Source organism: Streptomyces fuscichromogenes, from assembly GCF_014645815.1.
GTDB lineage: Bacteria > Actinomycetota > Actinomycetes > Streptomycetales > Streptomycetaceae > Streptomyces > Streptomyces fuscichromogenes.
The window spans coordinates 320,716-339,451 of the sequence record NZ_BMML01000006.1; the positions used below are offsets into that span (position 1 = coordinate 320,716).

Annotated in this window: 18 protein-coding genes and 2 pseudogenes; 6 read left to right on the forward strand and 14 right to left on the reverse strand. The window is 71.3% G+C overall.

Translation table 11 applies throughout. The features are described from left to right. Positions 1-10: 10 nt before the first annotated feature. From pyrE to IEZ11_RS15600, 6 genes are all read right to left on the reverse strand, one after another. Positions 11-559, reverse strand: a complete 549-nt coding sequence (gene pyrE / locus IEZ11_RS15575) for an orotate phosphoribosyltransferase (RefSeq protein WP_189263323.1) — start codon at positions 557-559, stop codon at positions 11-13. A gap of 10 nt (positions 560-569) precedes the next feature. Beyond that, positions 570-1,358, reverse strand: a complete 789-nt coding sequence (locus tag IEZ11_RS15580) for an aldose epimerase family protein (RefSeq protein WP_189263324.1) — start codon at positions 1,356-1,358, stop codon at positions 570-572. Positions 1,359-1,571: 213 nt separating this feature from the next. Further along, positions 1,572-2,372: an SRPBCC family protein gene (locus IEZ11_RS15585; protein ID WP_189263325.1), complete on the reverse strand. Its 801-nt coding sequence runs from the start codon at positions 2,370-2,372 to the stop codon at positions 1,572-1,574. An 89-nt stretch (positions 2,373-2,461) separates the two neighbouring features. Further along, the gene (locus IEZ11_RS15590) at positions 2,462-4,093 is read right to left on the reverse strand and encodes a polyamine aminopropyltransferase (protein WP_189263326.1); all 1,632 of its coding nucleotides are present in this window, start codon (positions 4,091-4,093) and stop codon (positions 2,462-2,464) included. Positions 4,094-4,178: 85 nt separating this feature from the next. Further along, positions 4,179-4,709 carry a DUF2617 family protein gene (locus IEZ11_RS15595; protein ID WP_189263327.1) on the reverse strand — a complete coding sequence of 177 codons (531 nt, stop codon included), beginning with the start codon at positions 4,707-4,709 and terminating at the stop codon, positions 4,179-4,181. 356 nt (positions 4,710-5,065) lie between these two features. Next, complete coding sequence (locus IEZ11_RS15600) at positions 5,066-5,383, reverse strand: hypothetical protein (protein ID WP_189263328.1); 318 nt, start codon at positions 5,381-5,383, stop codon at positions 5,066-5,068. A 140-nt stretch (positions 5,384-5,523) separates the two neighbouring features. On the opposite strand from IEZ11_RS15600, the gene IEZ11_RS15605 reads away from it, so the two are divergent. Continuing rightward, on the forward strand, positions 5,524-6,723 hold the full coding sequence (locus tag IEZ11_RS15605; protein ID WP_189263329.1) for a pyridoxal phosphate-dependent aminotransferase: 1,200 nt from the start codon (positions 5,524-5,526) through the stop codon (positions 6,721-6,723). 229 nt (positions 6,724-6,952) lie between these two features. Here the strand turns inward: IEZ11_RS15605 and IEZ11_RS50795 are convergent, their stop codons facing one another. The 5 genes from IEZ11_RS50795 to IEZ11_RS15635 all read right to left on the reverse strand — a co-directional run bounded on the left by IEZ11_RS50795 (position 6,953) and on the right by IEZ11_RS15635 (position 12,021). Continuing rightward, positions 6,953-7,225 carry a ParB N-terminal domain-containing protein gene (locus IEZ11_RS50795; RefSeq protein WP_229713035.1) on the reverse strand — a complete coding sequence of 91 codons (273 nt, stop codon included), beginning with the start codon at positions 7,223-7,225 and terminating at the stop codon, positions 6,953-6,955. Beyond that, positions 7,222-10,554 (reverse strand): DUF4132 domain-containing protein, encoded by a 3,333-nt coding sequence (locus IEZ11_RS15620; RefSeq protein WP_189263330.1) that lies wholly within the window; start codon positions 10,552-10,554, stop codon positions 7,222-7,224. The genes IEZ11_RS50795 and IEZ11_RS15620 overlap by 4 nt, the downstream gene beginning before the upstream one ends. 347 nt (positions 10,555-10,901) lie before the next feature. Next, positions 10,902-11,387: a prevent-host-death family protein gene (locus IEZ11_RS15625; RefSeq protein ID WP_229713036.1), complete on the reverse strand. Its 486-nt coding sequence runs from the start codon at positions 11,385-11,387 to the stop codon at positions 10,902-10,904. 117 nt (positions 11,388-11,504) lie between these two features. Then, positions 11,505-11,759, reverse strand: coding sequence for a type II toxin-antitoxin system RelE family toxin (locus tag IEZ11_RS15630; RefSeq protein ID WP_189263331.1), 255 nt, complete (start codon positions 11,757-11,759; stop codon positions 11,505-11,507). Next, a complete protein-coding gene (locus IEZ11_RS15635) occupies positions 11,752-12,021 on the reverse strand; it encodes a type II toxin-antitoxin system Phd/YefM family antitoxin (RefSeq protein ID WP_005483715.1) in 270 nt (89 codons plus the stop codon). The genes IEZ11_RS15630 and IEZ11_RS15635 overlap by 8 nt, the downstream gene beginning before the upstream one ends. A 121-nt stretch (positions 12,022-12,142) precedes the next feature. On the opposite strand from IEZ11_RS15635, the gene IEZ11_RS15640 reads away from it, so the two are divergent. Continuing rightward, entirely contained in the window at positions 12,143-12,343 is a 201-nt protein-coding gene (locus IEZ11_RS15640) for a hypothetical protein (RefSeq protein ID WP_189263332.1), read from the forward strand. Between the two features lie 82 nt (positions 12,344-12,425). On the opposite strand, the gene IEZ11_RS15645 is transcribed toward IEZ11_RS15640, so the two are convergent. Together IEZ11_RS15645 and IEZ11_RS51940 are read right to left on the reverse strand one after the other, a co-directional pair. After that, positions 12,426-12,800 carry a Uma2 family endonuclease gene (locus IEZ11_RS15645; protein ID WP_229713037.1) on the reverse strand — a complete coding sequence of 125 codons (375 nt, stop codon included), beginning with the start codon at positions 12,798-12,800 and terminating at the stop codon, positions 12,426-12,428. A 9-nt stretch (positions 12,801-12,809) separates the two neighbouring features. Next, on the reverse strand, positions 12,810-12,938 hold the full coding sequence (locus IEZ11_RS51940; RefSeq protein WP_268239909.1) for a hypothetical protein: 129 nt from the start codon (positions 12,936-12,938) through the stop codon (positions 12,810-12,812). Positions 12,939-13,066: 128 nt separating this feature from the next. Between IEZ11_RS51940 and IEZ11_RS15650 the strand changes: the two are divergent. Further along, positions 13,067-13,504: pseudogene (locus tag IEZ11_RS15650) on the forward strand (aminotransferase class I/II-fold pyridoxal phosphate-dependent enzyme); the annotation flags it as partial. Between the two features lie 337 nt (positions 13,505-13,841). Here the strand turns inward: IEZ11_RS15650 and IEZ11_RS15655 are convergent. After that, positions 13,842-16,916, reverse strand: a complete 3,075-nt coding sequence (locus tag IEZ11_RS15655; protein WP_189263333.1) for an FG-GAP-like repeat-containing protein — start codon at positions 16,914-16,916, stop codon at positions 13,842-13,844. A 541-nt stretch (positions 16,917-17,457) separates the two neighbouring features. Here IEZ11_RS15655 and IEZ11_RS15660 point away from each other — a divergent pair. From IEZ11_RS15660 to IEZ11_RS15670, 3 genes and pseudogenes are all read left to right on the forward strand, one after another. Beyond that, a complete protein-coding gene (locus IEZ11_RS15660) occupies positions 17,458-17,715 on the forward strand; it encodes a type II toxin-antitoxin system Phd/YefM family antitoxin (RefSeq protein WP_189263334.1) in 258 nt (85 codons plus the stop codon). A 10-nt stretch (positions 17,716-17,725) separates the two neighbouring features. Then, on the forward strand, positions 17,726-17,986 hold the full coding sequence (locus IEZ11_RS15665) for a Txe/YoeB family addiction module toxin (protein WP_046730454.1): 261 nt from the start codon (positions 17,726-17,728) through the stop codon (positions 17,984-17,986). 157 nt (positions 17,987-18,143) lie between these two features. Then, positions 18,144-18,497 (forward strand): annotated as a pseudogene (locus IEZ11_RS15670) (aminotransferase class I/II-fold pyridoxal phosphate-dependent enzyme); the annotation flags it as partial. Positions 18,498-18,736 lie beyond the last annotated feature (239 nt).

The window sequence follows — 18,736 nt, forward strand, 5'->3', positions numbered from 1 at the left end:
CAACCGGGCTTCAGTCCAGACCCAGTTCATCCTTCGAGAAGGCGAACAGGTACGGCACGCCGGCGCCCTCCTGGATCTTCTCGGCGGCACCCGTCGCCCGGTCCACGATGGTGGCGACGGCGACGACCTCGGCGCCGGCCGCGCGCACCGCCTCCACCGCGGTGAGCGGGGAGCCTCCGGTGGTGGAGGTGTCCTCGACGACCAGGACGCGGCGGCCCTTGATCTCCGGGCCCTCGACCTGGCGCTGCATGCCGTGCGCCTTGGCCGCCTTGCGGACGACGAAGGCGTCGAGGTGCCGGCCACGCGCGGCCGCCGCGTGCAGCATGGCGCCCGCGACCGGGTCGGCACCCATCGTCAGCCCGCCCACGGCGTCGAACTCCAGGTCCGCCGTCAGGTCCAGCAGCACCTGCCCGACCAGCGGGGCGGCCGTGCCGTCGAGGGTGACGCGGCGGAGGTCGATGTAGTAGTCGGCCTCCAGCCCCGACGACAGGGTCACCCTGCCGTGCACCACGGCCTTGTCCTTGATCTGTTGCAGCAGCTCAGCGCGTACGTCCGTCATGCCGACCAGCTTAGAGGCGCGTCCACGTCCAGGTGGTGGCGGCTTCCAGCGGCTCCAGCGGGGTGACCAGGCGGGGCAGGGTGTTCAGCCCGTTCGGCGGGCCGGTCTGCGGTTCCACGCACACGGCTTCCCGCTGCTCGTCGTAGACCACGACCCACTGCTCGCGGCTGGCGACCTTCAGCTCCAGCAGGCCGGGCCAGGTGAGGGTGACGTCGACTCCGTCGGGCATGCCGAAGCAGTCGTCCCAGGGGCCGGGCTTCGGGTCGATCCGGTTGCCGGTCGGCAGGTGGTCGGCACCGCGCTCCTCCTGCCAGGCGGGGCTGAAGTCGACCTGGACGTCCTGGTCGCCGAGGTTGCGGTTGAACCAGGGGTGCCAGCCGATCTGCGCCGGGAAGGAGTCGTCGTACGTCTCGACGCCCATCGTCAGCGTCAACGAGTCCTCGGTGAGCCGTACGTCGTGGGTGACGCGGGCGGGGTGGGGCCAGGGGGCACCGAGTTCGCGCGTGATCACGGCCTCGCTCGCCGAGACCCGCGCGGTGCGCCAGGCGCCGTCGCGGGCGGTGCCGTGGATGGCGTGCGGCGGGGAGTTGAGGGGCATCTGGACGGTGGTCGCGCCGTCGCGGAAACGGCCGTCCCGGATCCGGCCGCACCACGGCACCATCGGGAAGCAGCCGAAGCGGTCGCCCTGGCGGAGGAGTTGCAGAGAGCCGACTTCGAGCCCGGCGATCCGGCCGCCGTTGCCGGGGTGCAGATGGAGGGTGACGTCGCCTGCGGTCAGCGTGATGTCTTCGTTACTCACGGGACGAGAGTAGTGGGGGCGGGGTCGGGTTTCGGGTGCGGGTGGGTGGGGGTCGCTCGCGCAGTTCCCCGCGCCCCTGACGGGGCGCTTCAGGCGCGGGCACCTTGTCGGTCGACCCAGACCCAGCTGCGGGCAGGCGTGGCGCAGAGCGGCACAGGTGGGCGCGGCGGCACCCGGCGAGCGCCGGTGAGGGAAACCCCCGCCCCGCGACAGTCAGCGGCGGCGCCGCAGCGCCCTCGTCACCACGATCGCCGAGGCCAGGGCCAGCGCCGCCGCCGGGGCGGCCCATCGCAGGGCCGAGCCGCCCGCCACCGTCTGCGGTGCCGGGACCGGTGCGTACCGGCCCCGCGGCGGCGCGTGGTCGACCTCCTCCGCACTGCGGCCGATCATCGTCCGACGGGCGTGCGCGGCCTCCGCGAAGATCTCGGGGAGCGGCTCCACCACCGGCTCGTCCACCTGCTCCTCCACCGACTGCCCCTCCACCGATTCCGGCTCCGATTCCGATTCCGGCTCCGGCTCCGGCTCCGGCTCCGGCTCCGGTGCCAGGGACGGTGGTGGGACCTCCGTCTCGAAGACCGAGGCCGGTTCGTCGGCGGGAGCCTGTGCCAGCCCCTCCGCGAAGCGGCTCAGCAGCCTCTTCGCCGCCGACTCCACCGCCTCCGCCGGCAGCTCCGCGACCCGCCCGTCGGCGGAGGCCGTACCGGTCACCGCGACCGTGCAGCCCCCGTCGGCGTCCGTGAGGCGCAGCGTGAGCGCCAGCTTCACCGTCCCGGCGCCGCGCGCCTCGGTGGCGTCGCCGTCGAGCACGTAGGAGCCGTCGCCGCGGACACCGACGCGCAGGGAGCCCCGGTAGGTGATGGAGTGGCTGCCGATCCGGACCTTGAGCCTGCCGGTGCCGGGATCGGCGCCCGCGTCCTGCTGGAGGCCGGGGACCGCCCGGACGACCCGCGCGGGGTCGGCCAGCGCCTCCCTGAGCCGCGAGGCCGGGGCCGGGACGTACACCTGGTGCTCCATGGCGACTGAGCCTACCCACGAGTCGGTCCGGCACACCCTTCCCCGGCGCACGGCACGCTGCGCGCCCCCTGCCGCGGTCGCGGCGCCGTTCAGTACCGCGGATGCACCAGCGTCGACGGCGGCAGCGCGGCCGCCGGAGTCGCCAGCGCGTCCGCCGCCAGCGCCCCCCGCGTCAGCGTCCGCAGCCGCGGACCGTCGGCCGGGAGCCGCAGCGGCGGACCCCGCGAACCCGCCGCCGCCAGCACGAAGCCCCAGTCGTGCGGGGCCCTGGACTCGCCCGCGGAACGGTCGGGTCCGGGGGTGAAGCCGGCGTCGTGGCCGAGGACCCGGTAGGGGGTGGTGGCCAGGCCGGCGGCCCGTACGGTCGCGGCGACCGTCCAGAAGGCACGGGGGCGGCCCTGGACCGGCCCGGCGTGCACGACCAGCCGGCCGCCCGGTGCGAGGGCGCGGCGCGCCAGGCCGTAGAACTCCTGGGAGTACAGCTTGGTGCTGGCGGTGATGCCGGGGTCGGGCAGGTCGGCGATGACGACGTCGTAGCCGGAGCGGGGTGCCTCGCGCAGCCACTGGAAGGCGTCGGCGGTGGCCACGTGGACGCGGGGGTCGTCGTACGCGTGGCCGTTGAGCGCGGCGAGGGCGGGGTCGTGGCGGGCGAGGCGGACCAGGCCCGCGTCGAGTTCGACGATGTCGACGCGGTCGACGCCGGTGTGCCGCAGCACCTCGCGGGCGGCCATGCCGTCACCGCCGCCGAGGATCAGCACGCGCGCGTGCGGGCCGCTCATCGCGGGGTGCACGAGGGCCTCGTGGTAGCGGCGTTCGTCATGGCCGCCGACCCGCAGCCGGCCGTCCAGGAAGAGGTCGAGGGGGCGGCCGTGGGTGCCGCCGGTGAGGACGATCTCCTGGACATCCGTCTGGAGGGCGACCCGGACGTCGGCGCCGTAGACGGCGTGCCGCGCGGCCCGTTCGAAGTCGCCGACGAGGGCGGCGGCGGAGGCGAGGACACCGAGGACGGTGAGGTTGGCGACCAGGAGGGTCCAGCGGGCCCGGCGGGACAGGTCGCGGCGGAACAGGCCGAGGACCAGGGCGCCCCCGGCGGCGACGTTGACCGTGCCGGTGAGCAGGGTCCCCGTCAGCTGGCCGAGGAAGGGCAGCAGGAGGAACGGGAAGGCCAGCCCTCCGACGAGGGCGCCGACGTAGTCCGCCGCGAACAGGTCGGCCACCGCACCGCCCGCGTCCTGGCGGCGGATGCGCTGGATCAGCTCCATCAGCAGCGGCACCTCGGCACCGATGAGCAGGCCGATGGCGAGGGAGAAGCCGACCAGGAGGCAGCGCGGGCCGAGGGCCCACAGGCCGCCCCAGTCGCCGGTCCAGGCGAAGACGGCGTACAGGGCCATCGCGCTGCACCCGCCGACCAGCGCCAGCGCGGCCTCCACCGCGGCGAACCCGGCCGCGGCGTGCCAGCGCAGCCGCTTCGCGGCCAGGGAGCCGACACCCATCGCGAAGACCATCACGGACAGCACGACGGAGGCCTGGGTGACCGAGTCGCCGATCAGGTACGAGGCGAGGGCGACCAGTTCGAGTTCGTACACCAATCCGCAGGCCGCGCAGACGAACACGCACGCCAGGACCAGGAAGCGGCCCGTCCCCGGCCGCACGGGCAGCGGCGCGGGGGTGCCCCAGGGCGGCGGTGTGCCGGGCGGGGCGGGTGCGTGCGGATCGATCACTCTGCGACGTTACGTCACTCGCTCGGTACGCTTCGTCACCCACACGTGTGGAACTCCGGGCCTTTTGACGCCTCGTTGGTTTATGTCATCCGCCCACGGGTTGGGGCACCGGAACCCGTACGCCGACCCTCGTCCGGGTGGCCACCAGCTGGCCGTCCTGCGGGTACGCGTGCCAGGTGCGCCAGTGCACCTGGCCCTCGTGGCGCTGGGCCAGCATCGCGGTGAACGCGTGCGGACTGCCCGGGAAGACCCCGGCGAGGCCGTACGGGTGCTCGGAGACGAGGGCCAGCAGTTCCTGGGCCCGGCCGGCGAACGAGCCCGGTGACAGCACCTCGACGCGGGCCGCGAACTCGTACTCCCAGTCGCCGATGCGCTTGGCGACCCCGAGCGGCAGGGGGGTGCTGGACCCCGGGATGCACGCCACCGTCTCCGAACAGCCGCCGCACTCCTCCTCCAGGAGCACCTGGTGGGACGCGCCGAGCAGTCTCAACTGCAGCTTCGCCCCGGACAGCTCCAGGTCGAGGGTGGCCAGGGCGGGCAGCGGCTCGCGTCCCAGGGCCCAGGCGAGGTCGGCCGCGCGCGTATCGGTGTAGGAGGTGTGAAGGGTCGTGAGCATGGATCGGCTCCGCTAACACGCAAAAGACGGGGAGTGTGGTCCGGCGCACCTCGGTCGACACCGGGAGATCGGCCCGGCCGGCCCAGCCGGGGAGGGGTGTCGTCAGGACGTCCGAGGTGCTGCTTTGGTGATTTAGAGGGAATCATGAACTGTGGTGCCGCCACAGCGTTTTTACCCAACTTCGTGGGGTTTCCATCCCTCAGAGGGCTCCACAGCTCAACTGTTCAACCATGTGGTGCGCTCCCCCGGGTCCGGCGCACGCCGGGGCGCCCGGCCAGAGCTCCCCGCTCTCCGGCCGAACGCCCCGGTCAACCGCCGCCCGCGCGGCTGCTTCCCGCGCTCCCGCGCCGGGCCGCTCAGTTGCCCCCGCCGCAGCCGCCCCCGCCGCCGCAGGAGGACCCGCCGCCGCAGGACGAGCCGCCGCAGGAGGAGGAGTGGCCGCCGCCGCAGGAGTGGCCGCCGCCGTGATGACCGCCGTGCGAGGACGACGACCCCGAGTCCCCGGCCCACCAGCTGCCGGAGCTGTCGTAGGACGAGGACGACGCCGCCGAGGATCCGCCCCCGCGGTACGCCCCCCTGCTCCGCCCCTTGCCCCGTCCGCCCCTGCGGACCGCCGACACGACGATCGCCAGGCAGATGAACGCGGCCACCACCACGATGAAGACGGTGCCCATCACGTCACCTTCTTTCCGTTCCCCCGCGGGCGACCCCCCGTGGGCGCCCCGGCCGCCGCGCGAACGCGGCGTGGACTGGGAATGCCCGGCCGTCTCACCAGCCAAAGCGGAGTTGAGGAACTCCAGAGCTTGGGCGCAGGATGACCGGCATGACCTCCAGCGAACGCCCGCTCCTGAACCGTCGGCTGGCCGAGTTCGGCACCACGATCTTCGCCGAGATGTCCGCCCTCGCCCTGCGCACCGGCTCCATCAACCTGGGGCAGGGCTTCCCGGACACCGACGGTCCGGAGGAAGTTCGCGAGGCGGCCGTACGCGCGATCCGTGAGGGCCGCGGCAACCAGTACCCGCCGGGTCCGGGCGTCCCCGAGCTGCGCACCGCGATCGCGGCACACCAGCAGCGCCGGTACGGCCTGTCCTACGACCCGGACACCGAGGTCCTGGTCACCGCCGGCGCCACCGAGGCCATCGCCGCCACCCTGCTGGCGCTCCTGGAGCCGGGTGACGAGGTCGTCGCCCTGGAGCCGTACTACGACTCGTACGCGGCCAGCATCGCGATGGCCGGCGGCACCCGGGTCCCGGTCACCCTCCGTCCCGACGCCGAGGCCGGCGTCTTCCGCCTCGACCTCGACGAGCTGCGCGCGGCGGTCACCCCGCGCACCCGTCTCCTCCTGGTCAACACCCCGCACAACCCGACCGGCACGGTCCTCACCCGCACCGAGCTGACCGCGATCGCCGAGCTGGCGGTGGAGCGCGACCTGCTGGTGGTGACGGACGAGGTGTACGAGCACCTGGTCTACGACACCGCCGAGCACATCCCGCTGGCCACCCTCCCCGGGATGCGCGGGCGCACGGTCACCATCGGCTCGGCCGGCAAGACCTTCTCCTTCACCGGCTGGAAGGTCGGCTGGGTTACCGGAACCGCGGAACTGGTGACCGCAGTCCGCTCCACGAAGCAGTTCCTGACGTACGTTGCGTCCGGGCCCTTCCAGTACGCGGTCGCCGAGGCCCTGCGCCTGCCCGACTCGTACTTCGATGAGTTCCGCGCCGACATGCGGAGCAAGAGGGAACTGCTCGCGGACGGCCTGGAACAGGCGGGCTTCACGGTCTTCCGCCCGGCGGGCACCTACTTCATCACCACGGACATCCGCCCCCTCGGCGAATCCGACGGCTTCGCCTTCTGCCGCGCCCTACCCGAACGGGCAGGTGTCGTCGCCATCCCCAACGCGGTCTTCTACGACCACCGCGAACAGGGCACATCCTTCGTCCGGTTCGCCTTCTGCAAACGCACCGAGGTACTGACCGACGCCGCGCAACGGCTCCGCAAGGCATTCGCGCACTGACCGCTGCGGCGGCGTCGCCCTTCCATTCCTCGCCTTCTACGACATCCCGGATGGATGGCTTTTTCCCTCGCGCGGTCAGCGGGGGCCCGGCCCCCTCCGGTGCACGATCGCCGAAGCGCTGCGCCTGCCGGGCGCCTGCTCCGACAACTTCCACACCTGCCGCCGGCGCGGCGCACCCCGGCGGCTCGCAGGGGCGGGCGAAGGCGGAGCACCGCGACGGCGCTCCCGGTCACCCGGCGTTGCGCGCCGGCTCCGTCACCTGTCGCCACGTCCGCACCAGCTGGCTGAACTCCATGACCTGGACGAGCACGTGGTCGCAGGCGGCGTTCTCCGCGGTCTCGGGCTCAGTCCGGAGAGCACCGTGAAAGTCGGCGAGCCTGTGCTCGCCGTCGGTCACGGTGCCGCCCCAGTACGCCGGCATCGATCTGATGGTGCTGGAGTGCTCTTCGCTCTGCGGAGTCACGATCACCTTTCCGTCGGCCCCGAACGGGATCGTGCTCATACAGACGTCACCTCCGTGAGATCCCGCAGGAGCTCCGAGGCGGTCACGCAGTCGAGTTCCGAGAACGTCAACCCGTTCTGATGCGGGTCGGTCCGGTACTCGTGCTCAGTGATGTACACGGCGTCGAAGGTCTGCTCGGGGGAGTCGGCGATGCTTCCGGCGTACAGCCCCGGGTTCAGGCCGGCGACCAGGACCCGGCCGCCGGGCAGGTCGCGCAGCAGGTGGTTCCGGCCGCCCGCGTCGGCGCGGGAGCCGGGATACCAGCCGTGGCGTTCCATGCCGAGCAGTTTCAGCGGGGGCACGGTGATGCCGGTGAAGCGGGTCAGGACGACGGAGTCGCGCTCCTCGTCGGTGAGGGTGAACACCGGCCGCCCGAGCTGCGGGAACGGCTGGAGTATCCGGTGGTCGGCGAACACCTCCGACCAGGCCGCCAGGTCCCCGCCGAGGTCGAGCGGGTGCGCGAGGCCGACCGAGGTGTCGTCGGGCAGGGCGAAGGGACCGTCCGCGACGTCGGCGAAGCTCAGATCCTCGGTGACGCGGAACGCCGTGCCGGGCGTGCCGTCCGGGTCGAAGGTCGTCCACACCAGCCGCCGCACGAGGTGACGCAGCAGCGGATGCCCCACGAGGTACTGACGGAAGTCCTGCGGGTTCCAGGTCCGGCGCACGCACAGCGCCGACTCGAACCGCGCGATCTGGTCCGAGGCCAGAATCCTGGCCTCCTTCTTCAGTCGGGAGAAGCGCTCGTAGGCGGCCTCCGCCACTCCCCTGTCGTCCTGCTCGCCCGGCTTCGGCAGAAACCTGAGACGCTTGCCGGTCTCGTCGGCGACGTAGGGCTTGAGCTGCTCGTCGAAGCCCACCCGGAACCGCCGCGGGCCGTAGTCGAGGGTCAGCGATCCGTCGGCGTCGAGTCCCAGATCCAGCACGAGCCGGTCGTCGAGCTGCTCGGCGCTCAGCCCCATCTCGTCGGCGATCGCCTGGATCCGGATCGCCATCTTCTCCTTGAAGTCCGGGGACTGCACCCGCTGCGCGATGCCGTGCAGCTCGATCAGGGCCGTGTCGCCGCGGAACGCGCCGAGCACGTCGAGGCCCGCGGCCGCGCGCTTGTGCACGTTCTCCTTCACCCAGCCGAGGACGACCGGGGCGAGCCTGCGCACCGTCTCGTCGTCACCGAGCCAACCCAGGGCATCGAGGGCGTAGGTCTCGTTCGGCGGGCAGTCGAAGGCCCGCCAGTTCTCGAACAGCGCCCAGCCGAACTCCGCCAGCGACCGGGCATCACAGAGTTCCTCGACGACGGCCAGGCCGGCGTACGGCGCGTCCGGCAGGGACACCGTGAGCATCTGGACGACGAAGCGCGCCGACGCGGCCGGAAGCGCCGCCTGCCGCCCCTTGAGCAGAAGCCGCGGCAGCATGTCCGGCTCGGCCCACGCCGACAGGTCCGGCATCGTCTTCGGCAGTACGTGCACGCCGTCGGCGATCAGGTCCGCGACGGCCTTGGCGGCCGGTTCGCCGTAGGAGGCGGCGGCCTCGGCCACGACGTCGGCGAATCCGGAGAGAACGAGCATCCACAGCACGGACCGCGCACCGGTGCGCGCGGCCCCGGGCTCCCCGAGCGCCACCGGAATCAGGGTCCGGGCGGCGAGAGCGGGGTGCCGTCGCAGCCATTCCCGGGCGATCCGGCGGCAGCTCCTCAGTCGGACGAACCAGTCGGACATCAGTGTCGCGACCTCGGAACTCGCCAACGGCATGAGGTACTTGCCGTACTCGACAGGGGATTCGTTGGCCGCCCGGAGCGCCGGCGGCGCCGCGTCCGCGCCGAAGCGGGCCACGGTCCCGGGGAGCACGTACCTCCCGAAACCGTACGGTTTGATGCTCGGCAGCATCGGGCGGACGAGCTCCTCGGGTCCCTTCAACAGGAAGCGGAGGGGGTCGCACCAGTCCTCGACGGTCCCGTCGGCGATCTGCCGGGCGACGGTCTCCCACTCCATCTTCTTGTCGAGGTCGCCCCAGGGCCATCTCGTGGCGCCGGCGAACCTCTCACGCTCCCCGGGAAGCCACTCGACTTCGCTCTGCACTGGCGCCGTCAGGTCAGCGATGACGACCTCCTCGGCGGCCTGCCGGTCCGTGGTCCACGGCGGTGCCACCAGCAGCGCGGGGAGCGTCTGGGGCGCGGCCTCGGCGACCGGACTCGCTTCGGTGAGCAGCGACGCGACGCGCGCGCGGGCGGGTGTGCTCAGAATCGGCAGGAGGTCCTCGGCGATCTCTCGGTTGGACAGCGTGAGAAGCCGCAGCACGCGCGCGACGGCCTGCCCCCTGGCATCCTCGTCCGGGGAGCTCTCCGCCAGAAGACGCAGCGCGCGACGCGGGAAGCGCTGCGCGGCGTCGTCCAGCGCCTGCGGCACATGACGTTCGTCGATGTGGGCGAGCAGCTCCAGAAACGCCTCGTCCGTCGGGATCATCGCGACGTACCCGTAGAGCTTGCGCCGTTCGTCGGAGGTGTTGTGGCGCCCCCGGATCCAGTCATGGAACACGGTGAGGGCGTTCGGGCCCAGCGACGCCCAGAGGTTGGCCAGCCGCCGCGGCTCCCGGCAAATGCCGCTCCACAACGCGCGTGACGTGATCACCTCGACCTGCTCCGCCGAGTTCACGCAGCCCAGCAGCAGTTCCGCGGCGAGCCAGGGGTGCCAGCTGCGTTCGCGGGAGAGGCTCTTGTAGGTCTGTATGTCCTCGTCGACCCAGTCACGGCGCTCCGGGAAGAGGAACGACGTCAGCATGCTGCGCGCCCAGAAGCCGTCGCGCAACGGGGCGACCACCGCCATCGCCGCGGCGTGGTCGGCGTCGGAAGCCGCGGCCAGGTGTTCACGCGTGCGGGCGGCGAGCCCGAAACAGTCCTCCGGCCGGCAGCGGTCGTCCTGGTCGCGGTGCAGGTACGGATCGCCGGACTCGTCGCCGGGCGAGATGTGCATGGAGGTGACCAGCGCCTCCGCCGCGAACGCGACCCCGCGCGCGCCGACCCAGGCATCGATGACCGCCGTGCTGTACGCGCGCTTCTCCATCGGATGGGAGACCAGGAAGTACGCCAGCGTGACCGCGGCAGCGGCCGGCGTGACCCTGTCGAGGTCGGCAAGGTCCGCATCGCGCACCGCCGCGACAAGGTCCGGGTCGCTCTTCGGATGCGCCAACGCGTTCTCGACCGCGTTGCCGACCGCCGTGACCATACCCTGATACGTCTTCAGTGCTTTGACGACTGCTCTGACGCCGAGAACAGGCGGGTCGATCGCGTCGCCACGCCGTGGAACCACCCACTTGCCGAGCCGCGAGGGCAGCTCCAAGACGTGCTCCGAACCAACCGCAGCATGCCGAGTCCCCACCATCGTCCCCACGCACCCCTTCGATGCCGTCGAACAAGAGGGCATGACAGTAGCGAGGGGCACTGACATTGATGCCGCTCCCGCGAGCGCGGCCGGGCGTTCGTGCAGTTCACGCACGTAGTCGTAGGTCCGTCGGCAGTGTTACGGGAAGTCGACCGGTATGGCCGTCCACGTCACGCCGTTGTCGACGAGGGAGCGCATCGCGTCGAACATCCAATGCCACGAAGTCAAGGGGCTGTTGGTGGTGTCAAGCGTGGCGGGAGGCAGAAGGGAGCCTCTGCTGTCCAGGGAATCGCCTTCCTTCGGGCTCACTCGTACACCTCGACGGGGCCGAGGTCGACATCGCCGAGCGGGCGGAGTGCTTCCCTGAGCTGGTCAGGGTCGGCGTTGATGCGGGCGGTCGCCCGCCACGAGACGACCGCCCGGTGCACAGCCTCCTTGGCACCCGGCTCGGCGGCGTCGGACAGCGCGTCCAGGAGCTCGACGGTGAACTCCCGGACTTCCTCACCGCCCAGATGGCGCACCCACGGAAACACCTCGGGCAGCGCGAGCAGCAGCGACCTGGCGCCGTCGTCCTGCTTCATCAGGGCAAGGAACAACCGGGACTCGGTGGTCAGGTTCTCCTCGGTGCGCTCTGCGTGTACGGCCGTGGTCAGCACCATGTCAGGCGCGTCCCGGTGCGTGACACGCAGGCATCCCAGCGCGGCGGCCCTGGCAGCGACGGCCTTCGGGTTCCGGGACAGATCGGTGAACGTGACGGCTTCCGACTCGGACGCCCAGTGCGCGATGCTCACACTCAGACCGTCATCCGATTTACGCTCTGATGCTGATCAGGCAAGGGGACAGCAAGCCGAAGGTCCTGACAAACAGGGTGTGTGAACACGGCGTGACCTGGGTTTTGCTCAGGTGTCCTAGACGGTGGAGCGATGCCCGACTTGTACGACCCACACCACCAGATCGCCGTTGTCGATTGTGTAGATCACGCGGTAGTCGCCTACCCGCAGGCGGCGCCGGTCGGGCTGGGAGACGAGGGCCGTGGTGTTGAACCCCGTCGGGTCGTTCTCCAGCTCAGTCAGCTTGGCCAGAATGCGGAGGGCCATGTCTCGCGGGACCTTGCGGAGTTCGGCCTGAGCCTCGGCTCGGAAGACGGTGCGGTACTCACTCACTGCGCGCCAGCGTCTCCCTCATGATGTCCTCGATCGGGATGCCGGGTGCCGGGTTGGTCATGCGCTCGTCGATAATCCGGTTGATCTCGCGCTCTTCCCACTCCTGGTATTTGCGCAGCACCTCGATGGACACCACGGCGGCGACCTGCTTGCCGCGCCGGGTGATGACGGTAGGCACGTCGTCCCGGTCGGCCCGCTCCACGACCTCGGCCAGGTGCGCCCGGACATCACGGATCGACTCTATGGGCATTGGCTGCGTCATGCACCCAAGGGTACCGAGTGTCCCATGTGTACACAACGGCTCACTCGCGATCGCGGTCCCCGGAGTCTCCCCCCTCACGCTTCCGGCGGCCGAGCCGCTGCTGCGGGCCTTCCTGGACGCCATGGCCGATTCCCTCGCCCGCCCTCCCGCCGCCCGCCAGGTGACCGGCGGGCCGGCGTTCGCGGTACGCGCCCCGCAGGCCGTGTCCGAGCAGCGAGGCCGGGCGGCGGAGGTCGCCGCCGACCGCGATGCGGGCCTCGCGGTGTCTCTACGGCTGGAACCGGGCCGCGCGGACTCGCGGCGCGGAACGTCACGCCCGTGACCGATCTCGATCGACGAAAGGCCAGGCCATCCCAACCGACTGCCCCGACCAGGAACGACCACGTCCGGCGGGGAGTCCTTGGTCAGCGGGCGTCCGACTCGGGCTGCGGACGAGGGAGCTCGTCGAGGGCGAGGGTGAAGGTGCGGCCGTCGGCCAGGGGGATGAAGAGCTTGCCGGTGCCGTACTTGTGGGTGTGGGCGGCGATGTAGTCAGTGGCGGTCGGCTGGGCGTGAAGGGCGACTTCCTGGGCGTAGGGGTCCACGACCAGGTAGATCGGGACGCCGTAGCGGCCGTACTTCGCCGTGCAGTCGTCGTAGTCCTTGCGTGCGGAAGATGTCGAGACGACCCCGGAGAGCAGCAGGACGTCCTCGAAGCCGTAGCGCTTGCCCTCCCGGCGGGCGTCCTCCCGCAGGATCGCCAGATCGGAGGCGGTCTTCGCGTGGCGTCCGAGCGACACGATCGTGTCCTACTGCATCGACTTGATCGTGCTGGAGTGCTCGAAGCTCTGCGGAGCCATGATCACGTTTCCGTCAGCCCCGAACAGGACCGTGTACCCCTTGGGGAACTCGGTGTGCACGATCGCGTCGACGCTCATCAACGGCTCCTTCCCGTGTGTGGTCAAGATACGACGGACAGCACCGTGTCACCGAACCCGGCGGTACGACTGTGAACCTGGTCCGGACACGACGCCGCACGGCAGACGAATAGGTGTGCGAACGAGGCGTCGGCTGGGTGACGTCGACGCCGGAGCTGGTCACGGCGGTGCGCTCGACGAAGCAGTTCCTGACGTACGTCGCCTCCGGGCCCTTCCAGTACGCCGTGGCCGAGGCCCTGCGCCTGCCCGACTCATATTTCGCGGACTTCCGCGCGGACATGCTGGCCAAGCGGGACCTGCTCGCGGGCGGCCTGGAGCGGGCGGGCTTCAAGGTCTTCCGCCCGGCCGGTACGTACTTCATCACCACCGACATCCGGCCCCTCGGTGAGAGCGACGGTTTCACCTTCTGCCGTGCGCTGCCGGAGCGCTGCGGGGTGGTCGCGATCCCCAACGCGGTCTTCTACGACCACCGCGAGCAGGGTGCGCCGTTCGTACGGTTCGCCTTCTGCAAGCGCATGGGGGTGCTGGAGGAGGCCGCCACCCGGCTCAAGACGCTGGCCGGGTGACAGCCGACAGCCGTACCAGCAAGGGTCCGGGCCTGACTCACACCGCAGCACGTGGATGACGCAGGCCATGGAGCGGCGCGGTGGAGGGACGAGCGCGACTGCTGACACGGAGCGGCCCGACCGGGTGGAGCGACTGCCGGTCCACCGACCTCGCCGGCCTCCCTCCGCGGGGCCTGCCGCGCGGCACGCGACCGGGTGCGTGAACACGGTTCCGGCAGGGTCACGGCCAACGGCCCGCTCGGCGCCGGCCTCCGCCGAAGCGCGACCTGCTCGGCAACGGCCTACGGGCAGCCGGGTTCGAGGTCGACCAGCCCCGTGGCGCGTTTTTCGTCACCACTCAGAAGATCCCCTTGTACCCCCGCCACCCGGTGGCGATCTTCGTGCGGGCGCCGAACGCCCCCTTGCCGTTGCCATTGTTGCGCCACAGGTTGCCGGAGGTGTCGCGGGACAGGAGGTCGGCCTTGCCGTCGCCGGTGAGATCGCCGGCGCCGATGACGGTGTCGTACGAGCCGCCCCAGGAGGAGGACAGCTTCACGCGTGCGGAGAAGGTGCCCTTGCCCGTGCCGAGGTAGCGGTACAGGTTGTTGGACTGGTCCTGGGTGACCAGGTCGCCGATGCCATCGCCGTTGAGGTCGCCGACGCCCACGATCTTCTTGTACGTCTTCCAGTCGGCGTAGAGCTTCACGCGCGCGGAGAGCTTTCCGGTGCTCGTCCCCTTGTAGAGATAGACCGCGCCGGTGGCGGAGTTGCGGGCGATGAGGTCGGGACGGCCGTCGCCGCTGATGTCGCCGGGCGAGGTCAGGACGTCGTACTGGTTCCAGCCCTTGCCCAGCGAGGTGTGCGGGGTGCTGGTGAGGAACGCCTGGCCGAGCATGGTCCGGTACACCCGCAGTTCGCCGCTGCTGAACCGGACGAGGATGTCGTTGCGTCGGTCGGCGTTGAGGTCGCCGAACGGGACGAGCTTCACGGAGGCGGGCCAGCCGGAGGCGGACATGGCCTTGCCCAGGGTGCCCGTACCGGTGCCTGGCTGGTAGCTGATGGTGCCGGAGGAGCTGAGGGTCAGGATGTCGCCGGTTCCGTCAGGCGCCCAGGAACCGGCGCTGGTGAAGTCGTGGCGTGCGGCGGCCCCGTCGGACACCTTCACCGTCTGCGACACGGTCAGCGCGCGTCCCGAACCGTCGGCGGGCGGGATCGTCACCGTGAAGGTGTAGGTGCCGTTGGGGACGAGCGCGCCCTTGGCGTCACGCATGTCCCACCGCGCGGTCAGGTTGCCCTGCACCGCCCCGCCGGAGAGGGTGCGGACGACGGCACCGGTGGCCTTGCTGGTGAGGGTCGCCGTCCAGGAGGCGGCCGGCTTGGAGAGGAGCCCGCGCCACTGCCACCACGGGCTGTCGGCCGCGCTGCTCTCCCCCGCGTTGCCGGTCGTCTCGGACTCGACGGCGGAGAGCGGCTGGGTGGCGACCCCGCTGGACACCAGGTGGATCCGGTTCTCCGCGTCGACGTAGGCGACGGGCCCGCCGAACTTGTCCACGGTCCAGGTCGTCCCGCGCCCGCCGGACGTACCCGCCGGGAGGTCGGCTATCTCACGGGTGGTCGCGGTGCCGTCGGCGAAGGCGGTGAGGAGCAGCGTCCCGGTGGTCGTGTCCTGCCGGACGAGGTATCCGTCGCCGAGCTGGACCTGGCCGGACGGGACGGGGATGTTCTTCTTCGCCGTACGGTCCCAGACACCGGCCGTCCCGCCCGTACCGCAGGACCAGTAGATCCAGCGGCTCACCACCTGGAGCTCCTTGGGGACGCACGGGGCGCCGGTGCTGACAGTGGTGGCGGTCGCGCCGGTCTTCAGGTTCCTGGCGGTGACGACACCGTTGCCGGAACCCGGCGTCCACAGGCTGGTCCCCCAGACGGAGGCGGCGGTGACGGAGCGGGTGAGGACGGGCTGCAGGTCGGTGTAGACGCCGAGGTCGCCGACGTACTGCTTGCTGGGGGAGGAACCGTTGACGACCGCGTAGCGGCCGGTGACGTCGAGGAGGGTGCCGGCGGCCGAGGGCAGGTAGAAGAAGCCGGCCTGGTCGTTGCGGTCGACGGACTGGACGTACGAGCCGGCCGGGTCGGCGTCGGCGGTGAACGTCACCGCGCGACCGTCCCCGGTGGCGTACGGTCCCGTGTCGAGGCCGTCCCACTTCTGCCAGGTCCGGGTGCCGGGCGTGCCGTCCGCGGCGATCGGCCGGGTGTAGAACGCACCCATGAAGCTGCTGTCGGCCTCGTCGGTGGCCAGGGTGCCGTTCTCCAGCGACAGCCGCGTGATCTTCGCCGCCATCGGCGGTACGGCGGTCAGTCCGGTCAGCGCCGGGGTGGCCGCGCCCGTGTCGGTGACCCGGCGTACCGCCCAGTGCCCGGCGTCGGCGCCGCCGACGACCAGCAGGCCGCCGTCGGGTGCGGGGACGACGGAGCTGTTCGCGTGCCGGAGCAGGGTGACCGGGGCGCCGCCCGTGACGGGGACGGCCATGAGCTGCTCGCCGGACTCGTCGGCCAGATCGGAGGGGTCCGACGGCACGGTACGGGCCACCACCAGCCAGCCCCCGGCGATGCCGACCGACGGGGTGCCCTCGGTGCCGGGCAGGGTCACCGTCGTCCCGGGGGCGGTGAGGTCGCCGCGGTCCAGGACGTGTGCCACCGGCGTGATGCCGGACGGGTACCAGACCAGCCGGTCCGCGCTCAGCGCGACGCCTGCCGGAGCGGCGGACACGGTCACGTCGCCGGTGACCTTCGCGGCGGCCAGGTCCACCAGCGCCAGGTGCTGCGCGCCCCCCAGTGCGTAGCCGACGACGGCGGTGCCGCTGTCGCCGCCCAGCACCTGGAAGTTCGAGGTGATCCCGGTCGGCCACCCGTCGACGAGGGTGCCCTCGGCGGGGGCGTCGCCGCCGTAGAGCCACAGCGTGCGGCTGCCGTCCGTGTCCTGGGCCTGGGTCAGCACATGGGCGCCGTAGGTGGCCATGTATGTGCCGTGGGTGAGGGTGACGTCGGCGCTGGTGGCGGAGGAGAGGTCACGGAGGACGACCTTCTGGGTGGGCGAGACGACGTCGGTCACGATGTCGGACGACGCGCCCAGGTAGCCGGCGAGTTCGAGTCTCGACAGCTCGCCCAGTTCGGTCGTCGTACCGGTGGCGTACGACGTCCACAGATAGCCGGAGCGCCCCTCCTGGGCGTGCAGATAGCCGTCGGCACCGGCGCTGTAGAGCCGGTCGGCGCGGGGCTGGTAACGGTCGGACTGGAAGACCTTCTCGGTCGCGAGTGCGGCGCTCCCGGTGCCGTCGCCCGCATCGGCCGTGCCGACGAGCGGACCGGGACCGGCGACAACGGTGAGGACTGCCAGCGCGGCGACGACGCCGCGAGCGGTGGTACGACGAGCCATCGTCGCCTCCTGGGGGCTTCCGGCGGAAAGAGACGTGCCGGAGGTCGACGGCCGGGAAGGCGTGTGTCGATGCTGCCGCGACATATTCGCCCCCGAACTTCCCCCCACACGCGGCGAGTTGAGGATAACAGTGGCCACAGGTTTCTCTGCGGCACCGGTAGGACGAGATCCTGATCGTCTTCGCGACGGCCACCGCGTCGGCGACCCCGGGTCCCTTCTCGGCGCACCTGCCGTTGTCGGTGACGTCGATGCCGTCGCCGCGCGCCGGACAAAACGCTCCCTTCCGCAGCGGGCGTCCCCTGCGTCCGGCTCGCATTCCGCAAACGCACCGAGGTGCTGCCGGATGCGACGGAAAGGCTCCGCAAAGCGCTCGCGCACCGACCGCCGCCGCAGGTCGGTCCTCGCATTCCCCGTCGCCCGCCCCGCCCCACCCGCCCGGAACGTCCGCACCGGAGGCCGCATGCTCTCGGCCGCGGTAACGGCGCTTGCCGCACCACAGAGCGATACGTACAATTTCTTGTACGTCGAAGGAGGGTTGATCGTGAAGACCATGACGTATTCCGAGTCCCGCGCGCGGTACGCCGAGGTGCTCAACTCCGTCACCGACGACCGCGAGGAGGTCGTCATCACCCGGGCCGGACATGAGCCGGTCGTCATCGTCTCCCTTGAGGACTACGAGTCCCTGAAGGAGACCGCATACCTGCTGCGAAGCCCGGCGAACGCCCGGCGCCTGCTCGCCTCCATCGACGAGCTGGAGAACGGCGGCGGCACCGTACGCGAGCTGGCGACCGACGGATGAGGGCCCCGAGTTGAAGATCACCTTCTCCTCCCGTGCCTGGGAGGACTACCTGTGGTGGCAGCTTCAGGACCGGAAGATCCTGAAGCGCATCAACACGCTCATCGCGGACATCGCCCGGAACGGCAACGAGGGGATCGGCAAACCGGAACCGCTCAAGCACGGATTCCAGGGCTACTGGTCGCGCCGCATCAACGACGAGCACAGACTGATCTACAAGGCCACCGAGGACGCCGTCCTGATCGCACAGTGCCGCTACCACTACGAGAGCTGACCGGTGAACCGCGGCGATCCGCCGGTCCCGTCCCATCCGCACGGTGCGTTCAGTCGTACGACGGAGAGCAGCGGACTTCTCGGCCCGCGCCTCGGTCGGCGACGGCTGACCCCGGTGGGCCCGGTGCGCCACGCGTGAATGGGTGCACGAAGGAGGCGTGGCCTGGGTGACGTCGACGCCGGAGCTGGTCACGGCGGTGCGCTCGACGAAGCAGTTCCTGACGTACGTCGCCTCGGGCCCCTTCCAGTACGCGGTCGCGCAGGCCCTCGCCCTCCCGGACGCGTACTTCGACGGCTTCCGCGCCGACCTCGGCCGCAAGCGCGACCTGCTCGGCGCGGGGCTGCGCGCGGCCGGGTTCCAGGTCTACCAGCCCCAGGGCACGTACTTCATCACCACCGACATCGCCCCCCTGGGCGAGAAGGACGCCCACGCCTTCTGCCGGGCCCTGCCCGAACGCTGCGGCGTCGTCGCCATCCCCAACTCCGTCTTCTACGACGACCCCGACGCCGGCTGCGGCGCCTGGCGTCCTGAACGGGGCGGCTCCCGGTCGGCGGACGGACGGGCCTTGACACGCGATCGGAGTCCCTTCAAGATCTTCACGCTGCTCCCGCACTCCGCCGCTCATTTCCGGGTCCGCCCAGGTCAGGCAGGTGAGCCCCGGGCGGAGGGCGGCCCGCGGACCGCACCCGGCGCCTCCGCCGGGCCGGGGGCAGGCGCAGGAGGAGAGACGTGGGTATATCCCGATCTGTC

Excerpts from the sequence above, each read along its gene's own strand:
- IEZ11_RS15600 (WP_189263328.1), bottom strand. The coding sequence starts at position 5,383 with ATGGGCACCGTCTTCATCGTGGTGGTGGCCGCGTTCATCTGCCTGGCG.
- IEZ11_RS15585 (WP_189263325.1), bottom strand. The coding sequence starts at position 2,372 with ATGGAGCACCAGGTGTACGTCCCGGCCCCGGCCTCGCGGCTCAGGGAG.
- pyrE (WP_189263323.1), bottom strand. The coding sequence starts at position 559 with ATGACGGACGTACGCGCTGAGCTGCTGCAACAGATCAAGGACAAGGCC.
- IEZ11_RS15595 (WP_189263327.1), bottom strand. The coding sequence starts at position 4,709 with ATGCTCACGACCCTTCACACCTCCTACACCGATACGCGCGCGGCCGAC.
- IEZ11_RS50795 (WP_229713035.1), bottom strand. The coding sequence starts at position 7,225 with ATGAGCACGATCCCGTTCGGGGCCGACGGAAAGGTGATCGTGACTCCG.
- IEZ11_RS51940 (WP_268239909.1), bottom strand. The coding sequence starts at position 12,938 with ATGAGCGTCGACGCGATCGTGCACACCGAGTTCCCCAAGGGGTACACG.
- IEZ11_RS15635 (WP_005483715.1), bottom strand. The coding sequence starts at position 12,021 with ATGACGCAGCCAATGCCCATAGAGTCGATCCGTGATGTCCGGGCGCAC.
- IEZ11_RS15640 (WP_189263332.1), top strand. The coding sequence starts at position 12,143 with ATGGCCGATTCCCTCGCCCGCCCTCCCGCCGCCCGCCAGGTGACCGGC.
- IEZ11_RS15655 (WP_189263333.1), bottom strand. The coding sequence starts at position 16,916 with ATGGCTCGTCGTACCACCGCTCGCGGCGTCGTCGCCGCGCTGGCAGTC.
- IEZ11_RS15605 (WP_189263329.1), top strand. The coding sequence starts at position 5,524 with ATGACCGGCATGACCTCCAGCGAACGCCCGCTCCTGAACCGTCGGCTG.